The sequence below is a fragment of the Undibacterium sp. GW821-FHT11H02 genome (assembly GCF_058808015.1).
The window spans coordinates 3,519-27,311 of record NZ_JBXARG010000015.1; the positions used below are offsets into that span (position 1 = coordinate 3,519).

Here is a 23,793-nt window from a genome sequence, read left to right on the forward strand (position 1 = left end):
GGCCAACAGTAGTTCAAACAGTATTCTCCCCATAATTACGGGTAGTGCTACCAGTATCGCGGTAGTAGGTACAGCAGCGCACGGTACTGTTACAGTGAGCGGGATGGGCTTGATTTATACGCCGACAGCCGCTTATGTTGGTAGCGACAGCATTACGATTACGGCGACAGGGGCAGGTGGAACTTCAGCATCAGCGACGATTAGCATTACGGTGAATCCATTGCCGCCTGTGGTCAGTGCAAGTAGTGTCACTGTGCTGACCAATAGTAGTTCGAATAGTATTACGCCCGCCATTACCGGTAGCGCCACCAGTATTACGGTGACAGCGACAGCAGCACACGGTAGCGTTGTGGTAAACGGCATGGGATTAACTTATACACCCGCGGCCGCATATGTTGGTAGTGACAGCATTACGATTACGGCGACAGGGCCAGGTGGTACTTCAGCACCAGCGACGATTAGCATTACCGTGAATCCTTTACCGCCTATGGTCAATGCAAGTAGTGTCACCGTGCTGGCTAACAGTAGTTCGAATAGTATTACGCCCGTCATTACCGGTAGCGCCACCAGCATTACAGTGACAGCGACAGCAGCACACGGTAGCGTTGTGGTGAACGGCATGGGACTAAGTTATACACCCGCGGCCGCGTATGTTGGTAGTGACAGCATCACAATTACGGCGACAGGGCCAGGTGGTAGTTCAGCGCCAGCGACGATTAACATTACGGTGAATCCATTACCGCCTGTGGTCAATGCCAGCAGTGTCACCGTATTGGCTAACAGTAGTTCGAATAGTATAACGCCCCTCATTACTGGTAGCGCTACTAGTATTACGGTGACAGGGACAGCCGCGCACGGTAGCGTTGCGGTGAGTGGTATGGGATTGATTTATACGCCAACAGCAGGCTATGTTGGTAGCGATGCCGTCAGTATTAAAGCGAATGGGCCGGGTGGCGTGTCGGACCCTGTGACTATCTCAATTACAGTGCAAGCTATTGCCAATGCCTCAAATAACGTGATCGTTCAGGTCAATAGTACAGCCAACAATTTACCTGTAATGAGTTTGCCTGGGACGGTGAGTCTAAGTATTATTTCTCAGCCAGCACATGGCACTTTGACCCATAATGGAATGAGCTTAAGTTATTCACCTGCGACAAATTATGTGGGCTCTGATACGGTAAGTTATTCGCTATTAGGTAGTAACGGCAGTTTTGCTTCTGCCACGATTACTATCTCGGTGATTGCAGCGGCACCCGTTGTGCGCAATGCGAGTTTGACGGTCGAGGCTGGACGAAGTGGGGTCATTGATCTGGCGGGATTAATTTCTGGTCCTATTTTCTCGGGAGTCAGTATCAGTCTAAACAGCCCGCCCGCGCATGGCGTAGCAAGCGTGAGCGGTACGCGAGTCACCTATACGCCAGCACCAGGTTATATAGGCGGCGATAGTCTGAACTTTACTGCGAGCGCAATCGGCGGCGTTTCAAATGTTGCGCAATTAGTCATCACGGTGGTTCCTCGTCCCGATCCGTCTAAAGATCCAGGCGTACTAGCCGTATTCGCGGCGAATGCTGCTGCAGTACGTCATTTTGAACAGACTCAAATAGAACATTTTAACGGTCGGATGCTAGAGCTGGCATCGCAGGCTGCCGCTTCAAAAACGGATGAGAAAAATGAGCCTAAGAAAGATTGTGGTCCGCTTGCTATGTGGGTGTCTGGCTTGAATAGCGTTGGTAGTTATCGCAGTGCAAACGGTTTGAAATACACTACCATGGGATTTAGCGCTGGTGCTGATCGTTGCTTTGGTGGTGGCCAAACGCATATCGGTTTTGGTTTGGGTTATGCCCGCGATCATAGTGAGTTTGCACGCAATCCTTCCTTCATGACGGCAACCGCGAACACTGCTGCAAGTTATCTCACGACACAATTATTTCCCTCGGTGCGTTTCTCATTCATGTTGGGTGCGAACAAAATCGAAGACCGTTTCGGTCGCCAGGATAGCAATGATATGTCTATGGCCTTTGGTCAGTGGAAAGGAACGCAGATGATCAGTTCGGGTTCGGTTAGCAGCGATTTTAGTTTTGGCAAAATCATGTTGATGCCGTATGTACGTCTCGATATGACAAAATTGAAGCTAGATCCGTTTTCAGAGACTGGCACTGGGGCTTATCTTTTGCATTACCATGAACAGACGATGTTAAGTCAACGAAGTACAGTCGGCTTCACTAGCGAGATGAAGATCGCTACAGCATGGGGCGAATTGATACCGCGCTTGAAGATGGAATTCCAACGTGATTTTGCGCGTAGGGATAGCTTGAAAATAAATTACATCGATATGCCAGATGCGATTTATTTGATCCCTAGCAATGATATCGATAGAAGAATGTTATTGCTGACTTTAGGCGCAGATATGACGTGGAAAAACGGCATAGTCACGATTTTCACTTATACGCATGCTGATGCAAATGGCGGCAATAAAGCGAATCGTTTTAATGTGCGCTTCTCCTATCAGTATTGATGGCACTTGATTGAAAATAGTCCACATAAAAAAACAGTGTGTATTAGGGCCTGTTAACATTTAAATCGGGAGATGCGTTCAAGCAAAAAGGTGTGATGGCAAGGCGTAGTTCGCCGCCGAGGCTGATGCCTCGGCAAGAGCTGCAACGCTGTCCATCGCGCCTTTTGGCTTGAACCCTTCGGGAATGGGTAAAACGGGCACATGGCGTTGTTGCAAGTCGCTTACAGTGCTCGCACTGCGGCGCGCCTTGACGCCTAGCCCTGTGCCCGTTTTTCCGCATTCGCACTCCCAATTTAAATGTTAACAGGCCCTAAAGTTCGACCGAGCTTTAATACACACTACATAGAGGAGACCTCTCCACAACTGTCGCGAGGTCTTTAGAAACGGGGAATAAAACTTAGTGTTTGCTACCCGTTGGTGTTACAACGCCATCCACCAAAGTACTAGTGATAAATAATTGAGCACAGTCAACCGGATCGAATCCGTAATGTTTACCGCAAAAATCGCAATTGATATCGAGTTTATCTAATTCGGTAATTGCTGTTTTAATTTCTTCTTCACCCAGCATTTTCAACATATTCCCGACTTTTTCACGCGTGCAATTGCAATGAAATTGAGGATGCTGCAATTCAAAAACGCGCAGAGTTTCTTCCCAGAACAGACGATTCATGAGGGTGTCGATATCGGTATCTAATAATTCTTGCCGTTTCACCGTACTGCCTAAGATGACGGCGCGATTCCAGGCTTCTGTTTCATCTTCTACGCTAGATTCTGTGCCGCCGATTTTGGGTAGTTTTTGTAACAGTAAGCCACGCGTCACCTGATTATCTGCTGCTAACCAGAGCTTAGTGTCGAGCTGTTCTGAGCGCATCATATAATTTTCAATCACGGTTGCAATTGATTCGCCATCTAAAGGCACGATACCTTGATACGCTTGTTGTCCCGGCATTTTGTCGTTTGGATCTAAGGTAATTACGAAACGTCCTTGACCGTTCTGATGAACTAAATCACCCAAGCTAGCATCATCAGCAATCTCAACATCCGGCGCTAATTTTGCGGTTGCACGCATACGCATTTGCGCGTCACATTCAACGACCAGTAAACGTACTGGACCATCGCCATGTATTTGCATGATCATGGTGCCATTGAATTTTAAATTGGCACTGAGTAACGCCGACGCTGCCAGTAATTCACCTAATATCGTTTGTACCGCTTTAGGATAAGTCTGATGCGATAAAATTTCGCGCCAGGTATTCGGTAACTCGACCAGCTCACCGCGTACACCGGCGTGTTCAAACATAAATTTTTGCAGATTATCTTTCACTGTATTTCCTTGATTTTTTATGATGAGTTCTATGACGATTACTCAGTATCAATGCGCAGTATCAATGCGCTTTAATTGGGTTTTATATTCTTGTGCACGACGCACATAGTTTTGTGTGTTGGCTTGCATTTGCGCGATGGCTTCATCGCTGAGCGTGCGGACAACTTTGGCTGGCGAGCCAACAATCAGCGAATTATCAGGAAACGCTTTGCCCTCGGTGACTAGTGAACCGGCTCCGACCAGGCAATTTTTGCCTATTTTCGCGCCATTGAGAATTACCGCCTGTATGCCGATCAGACTACCTTCCCCTATGCTGCAACCATGTAACATCGCTTGATGTCCGACCGTCACATTCTTGCTAATGGTTAAGGGAAAACCCGGATCAGTATGCAAAACACAAGATTCTTGTAAATTGCTGTTTTCCCCGATGTGAATTAACTCATTGTCACCACGAATCACGGTGCCGAACCAGACGCTGGCGAACGCGTCGATTTTTACTTTGCCTATAATTTTTGCACTGTCGGTGATGTAAGCACTGGGATCAATGTCGGGTGTGACATCGCCTAATTGATAGATTGCCATGTTGCTTCCTATGAAACTTCTAAAGAGGAGGGCGGTAAATGCCGTAAAATAGTGGACTTAAATAATCCGTCATTTTACCGCCCTCCGCATGATTTCACCGACCTCACCAGAATTTTCTTCCTCAAATGACGACAGCACTCAGGGAAATGTTGATCGCGACTCAACGCAATTTGAATTGCGATCAGCTGCATTGGTATGCTTGATCGAAGCTGATGCCCGTAGCAAAGCAGCTGCTGTACTGGCATTACGGCAAGCGTATTTGGCGCAGCAATTGACGCTGAATGTCAGTGCACGATTGCTTGCGCCAGCTGAAATACCGGGGCGGCCATCAAGACCGGAGTTGGTACCGCCTCTTGGTGTCAAGCGCCGTGCCATGAACACTTTAGAAGGGCGCGCTACTTTAATTCATGCTCTGGCGCACATTGAGTTCAATGCCATCAACCTGGCCTTAGATGCAATCTGGCGTTTCGCTGATATGCCCGACGCGTATTACAGCGACTGGTTGCAAGTGGCTCAGGAGGAGGCGTATCACTTTAGCTTACTGGCCGATCATTTAGTTACATTGGGCTTTGAATACGGCGATTTTCCTGCGCATAATAGCTTGTGGGAATTGGCCGAACGAACTCAGGACGATGTGCTGTCACGTATGGCATTGGTCCCCCGGACGATGGAGGCCCGCGGACTGGATGCGACACCTGCCTTACGTGCCAAAATTGCACAAGCCGGTGATCAGGCCGCCGCTGAAATTTTAGATATCATTCTGCGTGATGAAATCGGACATGTGGCGATAGGTAATCGATGGTTTGCCTATTTATGCGAACAACGTCAGTTAGAGCCGATAGCTTGTTTCGCACAATTAGCTGCACAATTTAGAGCACCAACTTTGCGCGCACCGTTTAATGTAGCAGCGCGTCTTGCGGCGGGTTTTACGCAGCAAGAGCTTAGTGCTATGAATATTAGTTAGTATTAACAGTACAAGCCGATTTAGCAAAAAAAGGATAATAAGAATGTCTCAATATCGCGGTTCTTTTACATGGTCAAACACGAGCTTTTTTCAATTATTAAAAAGTGCTAGTCGATTTGTCAGTCGCGTTTTTGTGCTAAGCACTTTGGGAGCTACACTTTTAACACTGAGTAGTTGCGGCTTATTTTCCAAACCGCCAGCCCCCAAGCCGGCAGCAGAGCGAGTATTGAAAAAGAAAGTCGTGATGACGGGCTTTGCTGTCAATGTGGCCTCACAAGTGCAAGATCTTGACGATATCGCTCAGGGTTTTCCTCGTGAAATGCTAAATCGCCTGGAACGCAGCGGTAGTTACATTGTGCGCCAGTCACCGAATCTTTTATCTTTCGATTTAAAACAAAGCGCTCCGACTGCAAAAATGGTGCAGCAAGTCGCGGCTGAAAATGATGCGCAATTTGTGATCTCGGGTGAAATCAGAAATGCCGGTATCCGCAGCGATAAAAAATTCCTCGGCCTATGGGAAAGCCGGAATCGCCATATAGAAGTCGAATTTAATATTTATGATGGCTTGAGTGGCGCTTTTATAAGTCGTCATTTGCTATATCGTCCTGCGGATGATGATAGTAAGGTCGGACGCGACAAGCCTTTTGGCAGTGTCGCCTTCTATGCGACTAGTTTTGGCAAGGCGGTTGATGCAGTGATCGAAGAATCGGTGGCATGGATACGCAAGGATTTGGCGCCATTTCCTCTGATGGCGAAGATCATCAAAATCAAAGACAAGCAAATTATTTTTGATGCGGGTCTAAGTTCTAACATCATCGTGGGCGATCAGGCTTTGGTGGTATCCGATTACGATCAATTGCCGACTTTGGGTCTAAGTGCTCAGCAAGCCCGTCCTTTGCAGTATGGCATTCCACAAGCGAGCATGGGCAAGATGAAAGTCGTACAGGTGCAATTGCCATTTGCGGTGGCTGAGTTACTGGAGGACCAGAGTAATAAAACGGTGCAGGTGAAAGTAGGTGATTTTGTGCGATTTGATACCCTTGCCTACTGATAGTTACACAGTGGGCGGTAGCAGCGTTTGAATAGCGGCGATATTCATGTGAACGCGATGATGGACTTAACAAGAATGAGAAGGCAGCCGATTTATGTCAAAGTAAATCGGCTGCCTTTTTCATTAAAAGCGGGTCAAACAACAAAATGCTGCAATAGCGTATAATAATCGAACGGTCGTTCTATTTTTATCTTTAGGTCAATATTATGAAATCAAGTCACTCTGAATTCGTCTCCCTGCGTGGATTGAACATGCATATACGCCATTGGGGTAATCCCGATGCACCGTTGTTGTTTATGCTGCATGGCTGGATGGACGTGGCGGCCTCATTTCAATTTGTCGTTGATTGTCTGGCGCGTGATTGGCATGTTATCGCACCCGATTGGCGCGGTTTTGGCTTGACTGAATATCCAAAAGTAGAAAGTTATTGGTTTCCTGATTATGTTGCCGATCTGGATGCGATTTTGCAGCACTATTCACCTGAGCATGCAGTCAACTTGCTAGGACATAGTATGGGCGGAAATATCGCTATGCTGTACGCAGGGGTGCGCCCAGAACGCATTGCCAAATTGATTAACCTGGAAGGCTTTGGCATGCCGATGACGCAAGCCAAACAAGCACCAGGGCGTTATAGAAAATGGTTGGAAGAATTGCGTGAAGTGCCAAGTCTGCGCACTTACGCAAGTGTAGAAGAAGTAGCGGGACGCTTGCAAAAAACCAATCCGCGTTTGCCCGATGAGCGCGCAGCGTTCTTAGCGCAGCATTGGTCTAAGCAAAATGCACAAGGCGTTTGGGAATTGCTAGCTGATCCGGCACACAAAAATTCCAGTCCTATTCTGTACCATGTCGATGAAGTCCTGGAATGTTGGCACAATATTGCAGCACCCGTATTGTGGGTGGAGGCCAATGACACCGATATTTGGCGTATGATAGGTTCTAAAGAACAGGCGCGCGCCGAGATCGATCGACGCATGCAATATGTGCCTAAGATGCGCACAGAAATAGTGATGGACGCGGGACATATGTTGCATCATGATCAGCCAGAAGTTTTAGCAACACTGATAGAGGACTTCTTATTGGGTGATTGATACCGTTCTGGTGAATGCGTAGCGCTTTCAAGCATGTAGCGATAATTCGTTTAAATAAATTAAAAGCAACAAAAACCGTCAAAGTGTTTTTGTTGCTTTTTTTATTTCAGCGATTTTTTTTCGTTCTTTTAGCGATATTTGGAACTTTTTATGCCTTACTGAGGAATAGACGTATAAAACAAATTTGCGACGGAATGGCAGCTTAAGTTGTGCGAGACGACGTTACATAAAAAAACTATAGTGAAGCATGGATGATTTGATTTCTGATACCGAATTAATGCGACAGATGCGTAATGGCGATAAAAACGCTTTTGCCGTCTTATATCGCCGTCATCATGCTGCCTTATATCGTTATGCAGTCCTGCGTTGTGGCGCAAGCGCGATTGCCGCAGACGTGGTGCAAGACGTGTTTATCGGTTTAATGACGGATCAGTACAAATACGACGCCTTAAAAGGTCAATTGCATTACTTTCTATTTGGTGTGGCGCGTAATGTGGCGATGAAACATGATAGTGCCTTGCAAAAAACAGCAAGCGCGCTCACTGAATTCGAAGATGATGAGGATCAGGATACGCTAAGCGAAGTTATTTGCGAGGACGCTGCACCATTGGAGCGTTTGATGCGTGATCAAATGGCTGAAGATTTGCGGCAAGCAATCGCCAGTCTGGCACCGCATTATCGGGATGTGTTGATACTGTATGAGCTACATGAAATGTCTTATCTGGAGATTGCCGATATTTGCCAGATTAATGTAGGCACGGTGCGTTCTCGTTTATCGCGCGCTCGTCAAGCACTCGCGGAACGCCTAAGCCAGTATCGTAGTGGATATGCAGTAGATGCGCAGCGCGCTTGATGCAAATCCAGACAACAAAGAAATAATGCATAGTAATTGGAAACTGTAATGAAAAATTTTGATGAGACAGAAGCTATTTTTAAGCCCTATAAACGGGCTTTGCAGCAGGAGCTGGCGTCTTTGGAGGCACCTGCTTCGCTCGAGCAGACATTATTGGGGGCGTTTGAACAACATTTTCCCAAGCGTCCTTGGTATCGACGCTGGCAGGAATTTTCTTGGCAATTAACAAGCGGTTTATGTGCATGTCTGGTAGTCGTGGTGTTGGTGTTGAATCAGACCTCGCCTGTGGCATTGATCGCAAATAAGGACACAAATCAGGACACAAGTCAGGATGTAATTTTGGATAGCAGTGAACTTCAAGCTAGCTATGAAATGCATGAAGAGATACCTTTTTTGGCGTTGAATTCCGGTGCAGAAATTTTGAAACAGGATGATATGCGTATTGTTCGGGCGCAGATTCCGCATTCGGTATTGGCGACTATGGGCGTGACCGTGAATCCTGAGGTGGCAAATTTAAGTTCTAAAGCCGAAGTCTTGGTCGGGGCTAACGATGAATTTTTAGCGGTAAGGTTTTTGCCCAATTAGGCGAAATTGTTTGCTGGGTAGCTTGTGTAACGGAGTGCTGATTGAGTCAGTCGATTGCGTCAGCTGATTTAGTGAGCATGTTTAGGCTTAATTAAAGAAAAAAGGATGGTGTGAATATGAAACAATTAGTTATCAGTGCAGCGATTGCTGCTGCAATTTTGAGTTTGCCAGTCAAAGCGATCGATCGTTCAGATCCAATATCCGATACTAAGATCAGCAAAACGATTGCTGTCGACACTACTTTGGCATTTAACCTAGTATTGGATAATGAGCAGGACAAAGAAAAAGTTGAGGGACGAAAAATAGAAATTGAGCGTAGAGTAAATGGCTCGGGAGAAATGATATTTGCCAATCCAGCAAGTGGCATGAATTTCTTCCGTTTCTCAGGAAAACTGGTAAAAAATGCACCCTATAGCGCAGAGGTGATTTCTGAAAGTCAGCAAAAACTAGCTGACGGCAACGTGATTTCGAATAAGAGCTCGACGCTGACTTATCGCGATAGCCAGGGACGTACCCGCGAAGAAATTCGTGATGCGAAAGGTGAACTGCGTGAAATTATCATTAACGATCCCGCGGAAGGCCATATTATTTTGAATCCTAAAACCAAGGTGGCTACCAAGCTCATGGGCAAAATGGCGATGACATCTAAAATAAGTGGCGAACCTTTGAAAATAGTGACGGAAAATATCACGCGTTCAAAAGATGGTAAGGATATTGTCGAGTTGAAAATGACCGCTGGCGACGCCAAAGATACTGAGCGCCATGTGATAGTTCGTCGTGTAGAAAAAGCAGGTGCAGAAGCGAAAGCCGGCGACAATGAAAAAACATTGACAGTCAATGTGCTCGGTCAAGAAAACGGCCGTCAATTGGAGTTTGTCATGCCTGGCATGGCAAGCGGCGGTGCGATGAGCACTAGTCTGGTCAACGTCTTTGGCGATGCTAAATGGGCGAGCAAACGCCAAACGAAAGCGCTTGGTAGTAAAGATTTTGATGGCATCAAAGCAGAAGGGAAACAGAGCAGTTTTGAGATCCCGGCCGGTGAAATTGGCAATGCAAATCCTATTGTAGTGACAGACGAAACCTGGCATTCACCTGATTTGCAGATTACGATTTATTCAAAACACAGCGATCCACGCTCTGGTGACAGAATCTATCGCTTGAATAACATTAAACGTGATGAAGTTGCAGCTAGTATGTTTGCCGTACCGGGTGACTATAAACTGCGAGATATCGCCAAAGATCTCAAGGATACAAAAGAAATCAAAGAAATTCGGATTAAACGTGAAGACAAAAAAGAGAAAGAGTGATTAGAAACTTGCCTCTGTCAAAACAAGAAAAAGCGAACCAGTCTTTTTGAGGTTCGCTTTTTTTATCGTTGAATTGATAGCGAAATCGATCGCACTTGCAGCAAATTTGGCGTTAGCTGTTAAACTCTTCTTTTGTCTCGATTTCTGCAGGTAATTTTAGCGATGAATACTCCAAAATCCTTGGGTTTTACTACCACCATTTTGCATAACGACCGTCAAAAAGACATAGAGCACGGTTCTCCCCATAAACCTATTCATACTTCAGTCACTTACGGCTACAAGAATGCGCGTGATTTGGCCGAGGTATTTCAAGGTAAACAATCAGGTTACCGCTATGGACGTCAAGGTAATCCCACCGTTTCTGCCTTAGAAGACAAGCTGACGAAGATGGAGCAGGGTGTTGCCAGCATTTGTTTTGCAACGGGCATGGCGGCCATAGGCGCGGTGTTTCAGGGTTTGCTGCGTTACGGCGATCATCTCGTGTCTTCACGATTTTTATTCGGCAATACCAATAGCGTATGGCAAACCTGTGCCGAGCAAGGCATGGAGTTGTCATTGGTCGATGCCACGGATGTTGCCAATGTTGCCGCAGCGATTAAATCCAATACCCGCATGGTGTTTGTGGAAACCATTGCTAATCCACGTACCCAAATCGCCGATTTAAAACGCATAGGCGACTTATGTCGCGAACGCGGCATTTTGTTTGTGGTCGATAATACGATGACCTCGCCTTACTTATTTCAACCCAAAGCGGTGGGCGCTGGCTTAGTGATTAATTCCTTGACCAAATCGATTGCCGGTCATGGCAATGTTTTAGGCGGTGCAATTACGGATACGGGTTTGTTTGATTGGGCCAGCTATCCCCATATCGCTGCGAATTTCCGTAAGCAAGCACCAGCGCAGCAAGGCATGGCCCAATTGCGTGCTAAAGCCTTGCGTGACTTTGGTGCTTCGCTGGCACCCGATGCGGCGCATCAGATCGCTGTCGGCGCAGAGACACTGGCTTTGCGTATGGAACGTGAAAGCCTCAATGCATTGGCTTTGGCGCAGATGTTAGAAGCTGATCCACGCGTCGCCGTCGTGCATTATCCGGGTTTGCCTTCGCATCCCCAGCACGCACTGGCGAGCGAATTGTTCCGTGCTTATGGTGCCTTGTTCAGTTTTGAATTGCAGCCAGAGATTGATTGTTTTGATTATTTGAATCGCTTGAATTTAGCGATCAACGCCACCCATTTGGGCGATACCCGTACCCTGGTGATTCCGGTGGCGCATACCATATTTTTTGAAATGGGCGCGGAGCGGCGGGCGGAGATGGGGATTGCCGATTCCTTGATTCGGGTCTCAGTTGGGATAGAAGATACCGCCGATTTGTTGCATGATTTTGCACAGGCTTTAGCGGGCTGATTTTTACTCAGGTCCGCCACCACAATTTAGGAGTCTTATGTTTTCTAGCATTTTGTCACTCTCTCTGAAAATGACGCAACGCGATTGGCGTGCTGGAGAGCTGCGTTTTCTTTTGGTTGCTTTAATGGTGGCGGTTGCCTCTTTATCGTCCGTCGGTTTTTTTGTAGATCGTCTGCGTAATGGCTTGAACCGCGATGCGCATCAGGTATTGGCCTCTGATTTATTGATCAGTTCGGCGCAAGCGCTGAATCCAGATTGGAAAACAAAGGCGCAACAAGCTCGATTGCAAGTGGCGGAGACGGTGGTATTTCCTAGCATGGCATTATCGAGCGGCTCTAATGGTAGTAATGGGAGTAGCGACACTGGCATGGCAAAATTGGTGACCTTAAAAGCGGTTACCAGTAATTATCCTCTGCGCGGCAAGTTGAAATTGAATCAGGCGGATAAAGAAGTCGTCACCAATGAAATTCCAAAACGCGGGACGGTATGGATAGATCCCGCCTTGTTTGGCAGTTTAAAAGTCGCGGCGGGAGATCTGATTACGCTAGGAGAGCAACAATTCACGGTGGCAGCCAGTATTGCCTCTGAACCCGATCGTGGCTCAGGTTTTTTGAGTTTTTCACCGCGCGTCATGATAGCGATGGACGATTTGGCTGCGACTAAATTAATTCAGGATGGCTCGCGTGTGACTTATCGTTTGTTATTGGCAGGCGATAAATCAGCCATCAAAGAATTCCAGGCTTTTTTAGAACAGGAAATTCAAACAAAAAGCCTGAAAGGCGTGCGCCTGGAAACCATAGAAAATGGCAACGAACAAATGCGCACCACTTTGGACAGAGCGGAACAATTCTTGTCTATGGTGAGTATGTTGTCCGCCATGCTGGCGGCTGTTGCGGTGGCGATGGCGGCACGTCGATTTATGCTACGTCATATCGATGCTTGTGCCATGTTGCGTTGTCTTGGTTTAACGCAAAACCAGGTCACGGTGATGTATTTGTTTGAATTTTTAGTGCTGGGTGTCATAGGTAGTATCGCCGGTGTGATGCTCGGTTTTGCCGGACATTATGTGTTGTTGGAATGGTTGGGAAAATTAGTGACGAATGATTTACCATCTGCGAGTTTTTTACCTGCTTTGCAAGGATTGGCGATTGGCATTTTGTTGCTGATCGGTTTTGCGATGCCGCCGATTTTGCAGTTGCGTAATGTGCCGCATAACCGCGTTATACGACGTGAACAAGACGCGCCACAAGCATTGACCTTAGTCACTTATGGCTTGGGTTTGGCGGTATTTGTCGGTTTGTTGCTGTGGCAAACCGGTGACATCAAAGTAGGGCTGATGGTGGCCGCAGGATTTTTGATAGGCATGCTTGGGTTTGCGCTGATCGCCAGATTATCCATGATGGGTTTAAAACGTCTACGCAATGTCGTCAATCATTCAGCATGGCGTTTTGCGATTACAGCACTACAGCGTCGCCCCGGTGCGACTGTGGTACAAGTGGTGGCTTTGTCTTTGGGCCTGATGGCATTGCTACTATTGACCGTAGTACGTAGTGATCTGATCGCAGCATGGAAGCAATCGACACCCGCTGACGCACCGAATCATTTTGTGATCAATATTCAACCGGAACAAAAAAGCGAGATCGCCAAACGTTTGGAGAAATTCGCACAACCACAAATTTATCCCATGATACGTGGACGTCTGATTGAAGTGAATGGCAGCCTTTTGAAACCGAATAGTTATCAGGATGAACGTGCAAATGGCTTGGTGGAGCGTGAATTTAATTTATCCACGATGAGCGATTTACCTTATCTGAATAAAGTTGTAGCAGGAGAGTGGTTTCAAGATAGTCGTGCTACGGAACCTGAAGCTTCAGTGGAAGAAGGCTTGGCAAAGACTTTGAAATTGCAGTTAGGCGATAAGATGACTTTTGATATCGCGGGACAAAAAATCACGGCAAAAATCACCAGCTTGCGCAAACTAGATTGGGGTTCGATGCGGGTTAATTTCTTCGTGGTGATCAACCCCAAAGCGATGCAGAATATGCCGCAGACTTTTATTACGGCTTTTCGCATTCCTGATACGAATAAGCAATTTGCAAATCAATTGACGATGGATTTCCCCAATTTGACCGTGATGGACGTAGGGGCAATTTTGAAGCAGTTACAAGATGTATTGGATCAAGTCATCACCGCGGTTGAATTTCTGTTTTTGTTTACACTGGTTTCTGGTGTCTTGGTATTGTACGCCGCCTTGGCAGGATCGCAGGATTTGCGCATGCGTGAAGCCGCTTTATTACGAGCATTAGGTGCAACGCGTCAACAACTGTCACAAGCGCAGTGGATAGAATTTTTGCTGGTGGGCAGTGTCGCAGGTGCATTGGCCGCGAGTGGCGCTTCCGCCATAGGTTGGGTATTGGCGACTTACTCTTTTAAATTCGCTTGGACTTTTTCACCTCTGGTTTGGGGCGCTGGTATTGTTGTCGGTGCGATTTGTGCTTTGATCGGTGGTTGGTTGGGTTTGCGTAATGTCTTGAATCAACCGCCTTTGCTGTCGTTACGGAATAGCTGAACCTACTTATTGGGAAGAAATGTTGACTATTTAGTCTCATGAATAAGGGTCACAAAATAAACCCCTCAACGCCGAGACGCAGAGGCGCTGAGGAGCGCAGAGAAAAGCGAAGATTTTAGTGTTTATTAAATTGAACGAGTAAAACAGTTTTATGGAAATTGAAGAAGAGAAATCAAACTTATATGCATTGATTGGTGGTGCGGATAAATTGCGCGAGATGGTCGACAGGTTTTATGATCTGATGCAGTTGGAAGCAGAGTTTTCTGGCATCAACGCGATGCATCCACAACCGAACGACAGCTCGCGTGATAAGTTGTTTTGGTTTTTATCCGGATGGATGGGGGGACCCAACTTGTATATAGAACAGTTCGGACACCCTCGCTTACGCGCCCGTCATTTACCTTATGCGATAGGGGTCGCAGAACGTGACCAATGGTTACGTTGCATGGCTTGGGCCATGCAAGATGTCGGTATTGAAGAGGGCTTGCAAGAACACCTGATGAGCTCGTTTTATCAAACGGCAGACTGGATGCGGAATACGCCGGGGTAAAGTAAAAGACCTTGAAATGAGTTTCAAATTCGTTTGAAATAGACCGATAAATTTAAGCGTTCAAATCCAATGACCACGATAGAAATCACTCTGATAGTCGGTATGGTAGTCATCGTACTACTGCAAATTGCTATGTTGTTCCGTAAACAAAGTAGTGGTGACACACAACTGCTAACGCAACTACAGACACTTCAAGCGCAATCACAACAAGCGCAAGAACGCAGCGAACGTAGCTTACGCGAGCAAGTACTATCCACTGCGCAAGCCACTCGTCAGGAATTAGGCGGTAACTTTACGCAGTTTCAACAAGCGCTGGCCGCACAACTCACCAGCGTCGCCACGTTACAAAATAATCAAATCGATGCGTTCTCTCAGCAATTGGTTAAGTTGAATGAGACCAATGCCCAGCAACTAGAACAAATGCGCCAGGCCTTGACGGTCCAAGGGCAAACGGCGCGGGAAGAGCAAAGCGTGAGTTTGAAACGTTTTGCTGACACCTTGAATCAGACCTTGGCCAGCATGACCGAATCGAACGCTCAGCGTATGGGCGAGATACGTACCACTTTGGAACAAAAGATACAACAACTGCAAGCGGACAATGCAGGCAAGTTGGAAGAAATGCGCAAAACGGTTGATGAAAAACTTCACGCAACGTTAGAGCAGCGTTTGGGTGAATCGTTTAAGCAAGTGTCTGAGCGCCTGGAAAAAGTACATCAAGGCTTGGGCGAAATGCAGCAATTGGCAATCGGTGTCGGCGATTTAAAACGGGTACTAACGAATGTAAAAACTCGTGGCACTTGGGGTGAAGTACAGCTAGAGATGGTGTTGGAACAAATGCTGACCCCTGATCAATACGGTAAAAATGTAGAGACGGTTCCCGGTAGTGGAGAGCGGGTTGAATTTGCGATCAAATTGCCCGGCAAAGAAGATGATCGTGCACCTGTGTGGATGCCGATAGATGCAAAATTCCCGAAAGAACAATACGAACGTTTGTTAGATGCGGCAGAACGTGCTGACGCCGAAGGTGTAGCACAAGCAGGTAAAGAATTAGAACGCGCGATTCGTAATGAAGCGAAAACGATAGCCGAAAAATATCTGTCGCCGCCATTGACGACCGATTTTGCGATTTTGTTTTTACCGACTGAAGGCTTGTACGCTGAGGTCATGCGCCGTCCGGGTTTGGCCGATGAACTACAACGCACGCATCGCGTTTCTATCTCAGGTCCGTCAACCTTATCCGCGCTATTAAACAGCTTGCAAATGGGTTTCCGTACTCTGGTATTAGAAAAGCGCTCCTCAGAAGTCTGGCAGGTTTTGGGCGCTGTTAAAACTGAATTTAGCAAATTTGGCGACGTCTTAGCCGCCACCAAAAATGCCCTGGTCAAAGCCGCAGACAACATAGACAAAGCAGAAGTCCGCACCCGTCAAATGACACGTAAATTGAAATTGGTCGAAGCCTTACCAAGCGATACTGCGCAAAGTTTGTTGGGCTTGGATGAGGGTGTTGCTGACGATGGTGATAGCTGAATTAATCAATGGATGTCATTTAAATGTTGCCTTTGAGGCATTACTCTCGCTCTAAAATAAACTTACTCCCGCAAGCGGCGACTGCGATAAGACGCCCTAAATAACTGAGCGCAAACGCCTACTTACAATGATCGGTTGCCGCCTGATAAGCAACCACCAATAAAGACAATATGCTGCCACCTTGGCGTAGACAATCTGGTTTCGCTGCGCGATTGGCAGCGCCTTGAAATTGTTCATATTTGCTGGCGGGTGTGTTGATCAAAGTCTTATTGCTGGCATCTGCCATTTTTTGTATATCGGACTTACTCGCCTCGTAGGCGGCGCGGATTGCTGCGCTGTTGGGTTTGCCCAAATGAATGCTGGTTTTGCCGCTAGCGCTGAATGTGGGTTCTTGAGTCGCGGTGTTTGCTAAAGGATCTGCTATCGCAGTTTCTTTCACAGTTTCGTTCGTAGTTTCTTTGTTGATGCTTGTAATTGAAGTGGCTGGCTGTTCCCTCATCACGCCGTCAATCGGGCGTTGTTTGCTGATTGCTTTCAAGGCGACTTTATTGGGAGCGATTTTCTTTGGTGTATTTGGTGTGACTTCTATTTTTTGCGGTGCTGTAGTCGTTTTTGCTACGCTGATCCAGCTCAAAAAAAGTTGTTTGGAATTGCCCAATTTGTCAGGTAGATTATTGGGGACGAATTGCTGATTAAATTGCGCAAAGAACGTCAGTGAAATGAGTATCGCGGCAACGGCGGCAAAGCTGCGTTCTTGCTTTGTTTGTGGTTGCCAGTTCGTTCGATGCGTGAGCAAAATTTCAGACATAGAGGTATGCATAAGCTAGATTAAAAGCTAATTCGAAAGCTTAGCTGCATTCCTTTGATTCGACTAGTCGTATTTTTCGGTATTATTTGCTACGACGCTGGGTAGCACGAGAAGAAGCTTTAGGATTTTTGATTTGCCTTGTTAAGTGCTGCACATGTCTACACTGAAGGTCGTTCAATTATATTTCAGTCACTCTCAGCATAAATTCGGTATTGATTTTTGCCGGATTTTTTTGCCTGATACATGGCTTCATCGGCTTGCAGCATAATCGCGCTTTGATCGTAGTCGGGCGTATTGGCGAGTGTTATCCCTACGCTCGCACCGATTTGAATGGCTTCTGTGTTTTCAAAAATTATAGGCTGTGCGGCCGATGTGACGATTTTATCGGCGATGTTTTTAACTTTTGCCAACTGATCGATATCTTTCAGGATGACGATAAATTCATCGCCTCCGACACGGGCAATAAAATCGGATTTCCTGACGATTTTACTTAGCAGCTGGGTAAAGTGACACAGCACTTTGTCGCCAATGTCATGGCCGAATTGATCATTCACTTCTTTAAATCCATCGAGATCTATCATCAGCAAATAGAAACTGTCGATTAAGCCGCCGTGCATTTCAAAATGGATGCGCGTCATGGCTTTTTCAAAACCAAGTCGATTCCCAATTCCTGTCAAATGATCAGTTACTGCTAATTGGGTCGCCGACTCTTCAATTTGTTTTCTGTCGGTGATATCGTTGACTAGTCCTTGTAAAACACCATCTTCGACCGCACTGATTACCAGATTGATCCATTTTCTTTGTGGTGGATTGCCTACTTCTATCATGAAATCTTCGGAGGCAACATATTCTGCATAAGTTGCATTGTCCAACATGCTTTGCAGGCGTAGCGCATATTCTTCCAGATTCCGTACTAAGCTATCTTTGATATGATTTACATCGGCGTCGGTCGCAATGGCAAACAGGCGCAAGTAAGCAGGATTGGAAGAAATGACTTCACCATTCGACTTTAGGAGAAAAATCCCGGTCTCAGAGTTTTCAAAAATGGCCTGAAATTTTTTCTCTCCAACCTGATGCCGTATGCGTAGCTCTCTTTCATCTTCCAGTAGATTAAATAACTTAGAAAACAAGGTATTCACGTCTCTGACCAACTGACCAATCTCATCTTTTTCATTGCCTGGTGGCAGCGGTAAACTGGCATTGGCATTCGGCGGCAAGTGATGTAGACGATCCGAAATAGTTTTGATGGGACGGGTAATCATGAACATGACGACACAGACCACGGCGCCCGCCATAATCAGCGCTTGCAATATTAAGAGATAGGCGGTGATGCGTGCTTTGTTATTGATTTGCCCGCGAATAAAAGAAAGATCTGGCGTCAGTTCTATCTCACAGACGGTTTCTTTGGGATTAAATGGCGAGTAAATGAGCCGTTGTATGAGTAGCGTAGACTTGGTTCCTAAGTTCAAGACACCATTGTGTTGAACACTTTTGTTTTTACTTAGCTCCGCAAGTACTTGTTTATCAGAAAAAATTTTGATACTGGCGACATCTTCGTTTTTGAGCAGACCTTGTCCGACTTCTTTGGCCAGATTGGCGTCAAATAAATAGCAAGCGATACTGACCGTATTCTCTACTGTGCTGAGTAAAGTATTCATACGGTTTTTCACTAATTCTTGTTCGGTATTGGCTTCCCACGAGTAAGTAAACGCCGCAAAAATGCCGCCTACAAATAGTGCGATGGTCAATACCACTACGCTGCTTCGTATAACGATACTGGTGCGTAGTAGTTTCAGCATGGTTGATAGTTGGCGAAGGTGAAAGGAGATAGTAGGGGGAGCTCAACGCAAAGGATCAAAAACGACTTTAACACGCTTGTCGATTTTTTTTCTATCGATGTAAGCGATCGCGCCTCGTCGATTACTGACAATCTCGATCGCTGCTTCCTGACTCGTCACTTGTTGCGGTGGCGAACCTTGGCCTGAGAACATGAGCCGTGCCCAATAGGAGCTTATTTCAGATAACTCCTTATTTACCATAACGCTATAGAAATTGGCTTTCTCGGCGATGGGATTTTCTAAATCTAAAGGCAGTGCGTTGATACCAGATGCTAGCTTACGATTGCGCCCCATATACACATTGATCACTTCATCCTTACTCATCTTGTCTATACCGGAATGTAAATTAGCGATCACGACAAAATCACTCGCAGCCGAACTTTTGGCAGCCAGAGTCAGCATACCAAGTGCGGAAAAAATGATGAATAATCGTCGTTGCCGGTGCATGATCGTCGCGTTCAACGTCCGCTCAATTAAAAATAAAATTAAAAGTGAAACTGATGATATTACTCTTACCGTCCCATGAATCTTTGGATGATCTGACTAGCAGTCTTCGTGTGTTTTGGATGTGATCTAACTGAATTCTCAAGTCACTACTAGTGCTAAGGCTATAGCGCAGCCCCAAGGATTGTGAATCCTGTGCGCTCTGGGTATTTATAGAAATGTCATGAATGGCGGAATTAATCGCGTCAAATTGTGGATTAACTCCTGCTGGTAAGCCCGCTGATAGTGGTTTAAGTAAAATGGGGCGTGTCTTTGCGATGGTGAAATAGGGAGTCCATTCCTTCATACGATAGCCTGCCGTAAAAAATGCCGATTCATTAGAGCTGAAACCCGAAGTTTGTGATTTGAGTCGGCTGTACATGAGTTGTGCTTGCAAAGGGCCTTGATCGTAGACTAGTCCGGCTGACAGATATTGGATTTTCTTGTCTTTAAATGAGATATCTTGTGCAACCGCCGGTAATGCGGGATTGATCGCCGTTAATTGCGGCGACCGCAGAGTGTCCAGGAAGCTTACTAAGCCACCAAATTCCTTGTTGAATTTGAGTTGGGCTAGGCCGACACGAGCGAGCCAATGTTGAGATTGAAATTCGAGATGCCCACCAATTAGCTTTGATCCTTTTAAGGAAAAAAAATCATTGGGCAAATTGGTTAGTATTTCTTCTGTTGCCTGACCGGCAAAGAGTTTGATCTTGGTTTGGCCATAGCCATCGTTGATCTTATAGACTAGGTCAGCACCATTAATATGAGACAGAATCAAACTCCCAAAATATTCGACCGGCGGGCGCACCCATAAATAGGAGTAGGCAACATTGCGTGAATCGGCAAGCGGGTAGACGTCAAAGCCGAGGCGACCTGCGCGCAGGTCGAGTTCATCTGTCGGTGAATATTTTGCAAACAGCCAGCTCACCTCGGGACGAAATCCACGATAACTGCGGCGAGTCACGACTTGAGCTGTAAAGTCCAGATTGTCACTGGCAGTGGCTGAGATTTGTAAACCAAGTAAAGAATCGATACCAACATCGATGCGATGACTGGCACCGACACCTTTGGTTTGTAGCAGGTCACGCAGGTAGTCGAATTCCCGGCTTGAATTATAAGCAAGACCTACAGTGCCGAAACCACTGAGTTTCAGCGCATTATCCTGCTCGGCAACTTGAGCAGTCGCATTTACAGAATAGGCCGCACTTAAGAGCAAGAGGCTGGAAATGCAGCGCCGTAGAAAAAAATCCTTCATAGGACCTCATTCTGAACTGAAAGACTTAGTGATGGCATTTCGCCAAAGAAGTGTCCAAGTGTCTCAATCCATATTACACAGGTGCAATACGGCTTGCAATCTCTAATTTTGCTGTCGTGATTGAATACGACATTGTTTTTATTTTGAAGTCAGGTTTCACAAAGCTGACTTCAATTTGCAGCTATTTGATGTGTGCGTGCTTATTCGGTTTTACAGGGGATCACTCACTTGCAAGATCAGTTTGCCAAAGTTTTTACCCTCAAAAAGCATCATCAAAGCCTCGGGGAAATTGTCTAAGCCTTTAACAATATCCTCACGTGTGTGGAATTTTCCCTCTGCCATCCAGTGACTCATTTGTTGTACTGCTTCAGGATAACGCTGTACATAATCAAATACCACGATGCCTTCCATACGCGCCCGATTGACCAATAAGGATAGGTAGTTAGCGGGCCCTTTGATTTCTGAAGTATTGTTGTACTGCGAGATCGCGCCGCAGATAATGATGCGGGCTTTGCGATTGATACGGGTTAATACGGTATCCAAAATTTCACCACCGACATTGTCAAAATAAATATCAACACCATTGGGACAATGCTGTTTGAGACCCTCTTTTACCACGGTGTTTTTGTAATCAATACAAGCGTCAAAGCCTAGTTCATCGACAACAAAATCACACTTATCTTTACCACCTGCGATGCCGACCACTCGACAGCCAAGTTGTTTGGCGACTTGACCAACAGTCTGTCCGACTGCGCCTGCAGCGCCCGAAACAACAACAGTTTCACCTGCTTTCGGTTGCCCTACATCTAATAAGCCGAAGTAGGCGGTCATGCCTGGCATTCCCAGCGCATTCAGATATTTGGGGAGCGGAGCGAGCTCTGGATCGACTTTGTAGAAGCCTGCATAGGGATGATCTGCCGCGCCTTGCCAATATTCTTGTACTCCGACACTGCCAGATACGTAATCGCCGACCTGAAAACGTTCGGACTGTGAAGCCACTACTTGAGCGATACCACCAGCGCGCATGACTTCGTTGATTTCTACCGGGCGAATATAGGATTTACCGCCATTCATCCAACCACGCATTGCGGGATCTATCGATAAATATAAAGTTTTTACCAAAATCTCACCGGGCTTTAAGTCCGTGATGGCTTCTTCGGTATGCAACCAATCACTGTCTTTCGGAAATCCTATCGGGCGGGCAGCTAAGCGTATCTGGCGATAGATAAGTGGCGCAGTTATAGACATCGAGGAATCTCCAAAGTGAGGGGTAAGTCGGTGACTATACATGAATAAGTACGAGTGTGCTTTTATTTTGCATTCGCAATAAAAACAGCTTGAACATGAGACAATGTTCCTACTTTTGAATTCCTTTCTATCCCTAACCTCGATCATTTACAGAATTTTATGCGTCCTGAATATATCCTGACTTTGGCATGCCCGGATGAACGCGGCATTGTGCATAGTGTTTCCGGTTTCTTAGCGACTCATGGTTGCAATATTATTGATTCGGCACAATTTGGCGATGCGCACTCGCAGTTGTTTTTTATGCGTGTGCATTTTTCGCTGGATGATGCAGCGATCAGCGATCTAGGTTTGCGCGCCGAGTTTGCCGAAGTGGCAAAGGGATGGGAGATGGAATGGCAGCTACATGACGCGCATCATAAGCCAGGTGTGGTTTTGATGGTGTCAAAAATAGGACATTGCCTCAATGATCTTTTATTCCGTTACAGAAGCGGTTTATTGCCCGTAGAGATTAAAGCGATAATCTCGAACCACACCGATTTTTATCAATTGGCGGCTAGCTACAATATTCCTTTTCATCATCTGCCTTTGGCGGCTGGTGCCAGCGCCGAAGCAAAAGCTGTGCAAGAACGTAAGGTCTTGGATGTGATTGACGGCCATCAGGCTGAGTTGGTGGTGCTGGCGCGTTATATGCAAATATTGTCGAATGAGATGTGTCAGGCACTTAGCGGGCGTGCGATCAATATTCATCATTCCTTCTTACCTAGTTTTAAAGGTGCCAAACCTTACTATCAGGCGCATGACCGTGGTGTGAAACTAATCGGTGCGACAGCACATTTTGTGACTGGAGATTTGGATGAAGGTCCTATTATCGAGCAAGACGTGGAACGTGTGGATCACGCCATGGATCCAGAAAAGCTGACTGCAATCGGGCGTGATGTTGAGTGCGTGGTACTGGCACGCGCAGTCAACTATTTTGTAGAACATCGCATACTTTTAAACGGTCATAAGACCATAGTTTTCAAATAAATTCAAATAAATTTAAATAAACCTCAACAAAATAACAATGGCACTTAAATCAACTATTTATAAAGCAGAACTAAATATTTCAGACATGGATCGCGGCTATTATGCCGACCATAGTTTGACGATCGCCCGTCATCCGTCGGAGACGGATGAACGCATGATGGTGCGCGTCGTGGCATTCGCAATTCATGCCACCGAGCGTTTGGCATTTGGCAAAGGCATCTCCGATACCGAAGAACCTGATTTCTGGGAAAAAGATTACACCGATGCGATTTTGTTATGGGGCGAAGTCGGGCAACCAGACGACCGTCGATTATTAAAAGCCTGTGGACGTGCAGAAAAAGTAGTGGTGTATAGTTTTGCGCATGCCAGTAGCATTTGGTGGAAACAAATTAATAGCCGTTTAGACCGCGCTAAGAATTTATGTGTGAAGAATATTGCTTCTGAAACTAGTCAGGAGTTAGCCAAAATGGCGCAACGCACGATGCAGCTGCAATGCACGATACAAGATGGACAAATCTGGTTGTCGGCCGGCGATCAATCCGTGCAAATTGATTTGGAAACCTTCAAAGACTTTGGCTAAAATTTTAGGGTTGTCGTAAATTGGTAGTGATTTTCCTCAGTCTATTTCATTGTTGTTCAAATCCTGCCTACAATACATAAGCTAATAAGAAAACCGATGCAACACGAATACCTGGGCTGAACGCGTATTTGTGAAGTAAGCACAAAGAAATAAGCTTCAATACCTCAACGAGTGATGTTATTCAGTGGGATTATTCGGATAACAAGCTTAATCCTTACGGTCGCACCGGATAGGCG

General features: G+C 46.2%; 20 protein-coding genes. 13 read left to right on the forward strand and 7 right to left on the reverse strand.

The genetic code is table 11. The annotated features are described in order from the left end of the window. On the forward strand, window positions 1-2,515 hold a 2,515-nt coding region (locus AC1RR2_RS14770), incomplete at its 5' end, for an autotransporter family protein (protein ID WP_493223030.1). Between the two features lie 397 nt (window positions 2,516-2,912). Here AC1RR2_RS14770 and hslO read toward each other — a convergent pair. After that, window positions 2,913-3,839 carry an Hsp33 family molecular chaperone HslO gene (gene hslO / locus AC1RR2_RS14775; RefSeq protein WP_493223031.1) on the reverse strand — a complete coding sequence of 309 codons (927 nt, stop codon included), beginning with the start codon at window positions 3,837-3,839 and terminating at the stop codon, window positions 2,913-2,915. 48 nt (window positions 3,840-3,887) lie between these two features. Beyond that, window positions 3,888-4,421, reverse strand: a complete 534-nt coding sequence (locus tag AC1RR2_RS14780) for a gamma carbonic anhydrase family protein (protein WP_493223032.1) — start codon at window positions 4,419-4,421, stop codon at window positions 3,888-3,890. An 88-nt stretch (window positions 4,422-4,509) separates the two neighbouring features. On the opposite strand from AC1RR2_RS14780, the gene AC1RR2_RS14785 reads away from it, so the two are divergent. The 10 genes from AC1RR2_RS14785 (at window position 4,510) to AC1RR2_RS14830 (ending at window position 16,319) form a co-directional block, all read left to right on the forward strand. Beyond that, a complete protein-coding gene (locus AC1RR2_RS14785; protein WP_493223033.1) occupies window positions 4,510-5,385 on the forward strand; it encodes a ferritin-like domain-containing protein in 876 nt (291 codons plus the stop codon). 43 nt (window positions 5,386-5,428) lie between these two features. Further along, a complete protein-coding gene (locus tag AC1RR2_RS14790; protein WP_493223034.1) occupies window positions 5,429-6,436 on the forward strand; it encodes a flagella assembly protein FlgT middle domain-containing protein in 1,008 nt (335 codons plus the stop codon). A 206-nt stretch (window positions 6,437-6,642) separates the two neighbouring features. Further along, entirely contained in the window at window positions 6,643-7,524 is an 882-nt protein-coding gene (locus AC1RR2_RS14795) for an alpha/beta fold hydrolase (RefSeq protein ID WP_493223035.1), read from the forward strand. A 247-nt stretch (window positions 7,525-7,771) separates the two neighbouring features. Continuing rightward, complete coding sequence (locus AC1RR2_RS14800) at window positions 7,772-8,377, forward strand: RNA polymerase sigma factor (protein ID WP_493223036.1); 606 nt, start codon at window positions 7,772-7,774, stop codon at window positions 8,375-8,377. A gap of 48 nt (window positions 8,378-8,425) precedes the next feature. After that, window positions 8,426-8,962, forward strand: coding sequence for a hypothetical protein (locus AC1RR2_RS14805; protein WP_493223037.1), 537 nt, complete (start codon window positions 8,426-8,428; stop codon window positions 8,960-8,962). A 116-nt stretch (window positions 8,963-9,078) separates the two neighbouring features. Beyond that, the gene (locus AC1RR2_RS14810; protein WP_493223038.1) at window positions 9,079-10,269 is read left to right on the forward strand and encodes a hypothetical protein; all 1,191 of its coding nucleotides are present in this window, start codon (window positions 9,079-9,081) and stop codon (window positions 10,267-10,269) included. Between the two features lie 162 nt (window positions 10,270-10,431). Next, window positions 10,432-11,673 carry a cystathionine gamma-synthase family protein gene (locus AC1RR2_RS14815; RefSeq protein WP_493223039.1) on the forward strand — a complete coding sequence of 414 codons (1,242 nt, stop codon included), beginning with the start codon at window positions 10,432-10,434 and terminating at the stop codon, window positions 11,671-11,673. A 37-nt stretch (window positions 11,674-11,710) separates the two neighbouring features. After that, the gene (locus AC1RR2_RS14820; protein ID WP_493223040.1) at window positions 11,711-14,242 is read left to right on the forward strand and encodes an ABC transporter permease; all 2,532 of its coding nucleotides are present in this window, start codon (window positions 11,711-11,713) and stop codon (window positions 14,240-14,242) included. Between the two features lie 151 nt (window positions 14,243-14,393). Further along, a complete protein-coding gene (locus AC1RR2_RS14825; protein WP_493223041.1) occupies window positions 14,394-14,792 on the forward strand; it encodes a group II truncated hemoglobin in 399 nt (132 codons plus the stop codon). A 69-nt stretch (window positions 14,793-14,861) separates the two neighbouring features. Then, window positions 14,862-16,319, forward strand: a complete 1,458-nt coding sequence (locus AC1RR2_RS14830) for a DNA recombination protein RmuC (protein WP_493223042.1) — start codon at window positions 14,862-14,864, stop codon at window positions 16,317-16,319. A gap of 118 nt (window positions 16,320-16,437) precedes the next feature. Here the strand turns inward: AC1RR2_RS14830 and AC1RR2_RS14835 are convergent, their stop codons facing one another. The 5 genes from AC1RR2_RS14835 to AC1RR2_RS14855 form a co-directional block, all read right to left on the reverse strand. Next, window positions 16,438-17,127, reverse strand: coding sequence for a hypothetical protein (locus AC1RR2_RS14835; RefSeq protein WP_493223043.1), 690 nt, complete (start codon window positions 17,125-17,127; stop codon window positions 16,438-16,440). A gap of 185 nt (window positions 17,128-17,312) precedes the next feature. After that, a complete protein-coding gene (locus AC1RR2_RS14840; RefSeq protein ID WP_493223044.1) occupies window positions 17,313-18,926 on the reverse strand; it encodes a diguanylate cyclase in 1,614 nt (537 codons plus the stop codon). Window positions 18,927-18,968: 42 nt separating this feature from the next. Further along, window positions 18,969-19,427, reverse strand: coding sequence for a hypothetical protein (locus AC1RR2_RS14845; protein WP_493223045.1), 459 nt, complete (start codon window positions 19,425-19,427; stop codon window positions 18,969-18,971). A 7-nt stretch (window positions 19,428-19,434) separates the two neighbouring features. Then, window positions 19,435-20,703, reverse strand: coding sequence for a hypothetical protein (locus AC1RR2_RS14850; protein WP_493223046.1), 1,269 nt, complete (start codon window positions 20,701-20,703; stop codon window positions 19,435-19,437). 210 nt (window positions 20,704-20,913) lie between these two features. Further along, window positions 20,914-21,951, reverse strand: coding sequence for an NADP-dependent oxidoreductase (locus AC1RR2_RS14855; protein WP_493223047.1), 1,038 nt, complete (start codon window positions 21,949-21,951; stop codon window positions 20,914-20,916). Window positions 21,952-22,110: 159 nt separating this feature from the next. On the opposite strand from AC1RR2_RS14855, the gene purU reads away from it, so the two are divergent. Together purU and AC1RR2_RS14865 are read left to right on the forward strand one after the other, a co-directional pair. Beyond that, on the forward strand, window positions 22,111-22,977 hold the full coding sequence (purU, locus tag AC1RR2_RS14860) for a formyltetrahydrofolate deformylase (RefSeq protein ID WP_493223048.1): 867 nt from the start codon (window positions 22,111-22,113) through the stop codon (window positions 22,975-22,977). A 37-nt stretch (window positions 22,978-23,014) separates the two neighbouring features. After that, window positions 23,015-23,557 (forward strand): YaeQ family protein, encoded by a 543-nt coding sequence (locus AC1RR2_RS14865; protein ID WP_493223049.1) that lies wholly within the window; start codon window positions 23,015-23,017, stop codon window positions 23,555-23,557. Window positions 23,558-23,793 lie beyond the last annotated feature (236 nt).

Bases quoted from the DNA above. Each gene is read 5' to 3' on its own strand.
- AC1RR2_RS14780 (WP_493223032.1), bottom strand. From the start codon at position 4,421: ATGGCAATCTATCAATTAGGCGATGTCACACCCGACATTGATCCCAGT.
- AC1RR2_RS14785 (WP_493223033.1), top strand. From the start codon at position 4,510: ATGATTTCACCGACCTCACCAGAATTTTCTTCCTCAAATGACGACAGC.
- AC1RR2_RS14790 (WP_493223034.1), top strand. From the start codon at position 5,429: ATGTCTCAATATCGCGGTTCTTTTACATGGTCAAACACGAGCTTTTTT.
- AC1RR2_RS14795 (WP_493223035.1), top strand. From the start codon at position 6,643: ATGAAATCAAGTCACTCTGAATTCGTCTCCCTGCGTGGATTGAACATG.
- AC1RR2_RS14800 (WP_493223036.1), top strand. From the start codon at position 7,772: ATGGATGATTTGATTTCTGATACCGAATTAATGCGACAGATGCGTAAT.
- AC1RR2_RS14805 (WP_493223037.1), top strand. From the start codon at position 8,426: ATGAAAAATTTTGATGAGACAGAAGCTATTTTTAAGCCCTATAAACGG.
- AC1RR2_RS14810 (WP_493223038.1), top strand. From the start codon at position 9,079: ATGAAACAATTAGTTATCAGTGCAGCGATTGCTGCTGCAATTTTGAGT.
- AC1RR2_RS14815 (WP_493223039.1), top strand. From the start codon at position 10,432: ATGAATACTCCAAAATCCTTGGGTTTTACTACCACCATTTTGCATAAC.
- AC1RR2_RS14820 (WP_493223040.1), top strand. From the start codon at position 11,711: ATGTTTTCTAGCATTTTGTCACTCTCTCTGAAAATGACGCAACGCGAT.
- AC1RR2_RS14825 (WP_493223041.1), top strand. From the start codon at position 14,394: ATGGAAATTGAAGAAGAGAAATCAAACTTATATGCATTGATTGGTGGT.
- AC1RR2_RS14830 (WP_493223042.1), top strand. From the start codon at position 14,862: ATGACCACGATAGAAATCACTCTGATAGTCGGTATGGTAGTCATCGTA.
- AC1RR2_RS14835 (WP_493223043.1), bottom strand. From the start codon at position 17,127: ATGTCTGAAATTTTGCTCACGCATCGAACGAACTGGCAACCACAAACA.
- AC1RR2_RS14840 (WP_493223044.1), bottom strand. From the start codon at position 18,926: ATGCTGAAACTACTACGCACCAGTATCGTTATACGAAGCAGCGTAGTG.
- AC1RR2_RS14850 (WP_493223046.1), bottom strand. From the start codon at position 20,703: ATGAAGGATTTTTTTCTACGGCGCTGCATTTCCAGCCTCTTGCTCTTA.
- AC1RR2_RS14855 (WP_493223047.1), bottom strand. From the start codon at position 21,951: ATGTCTATAACTGCGCCACTTATCTATCGCCAGATACGCTTAGCTGCC.
- purU (WP_493223048.1), top strand. From the start codon at position 22,111: ATGCGTCCTGAATATATCCTGACTTTGGCATGCCCGGATGAACGCGGC.
- AC1RR2_RS14865 (WP_493223049.1), top strand. From the start codon at position 23,015: ATGGCACTTAAATCAACTATTTATAAAGCAGAACTAAATATTTCAGAC.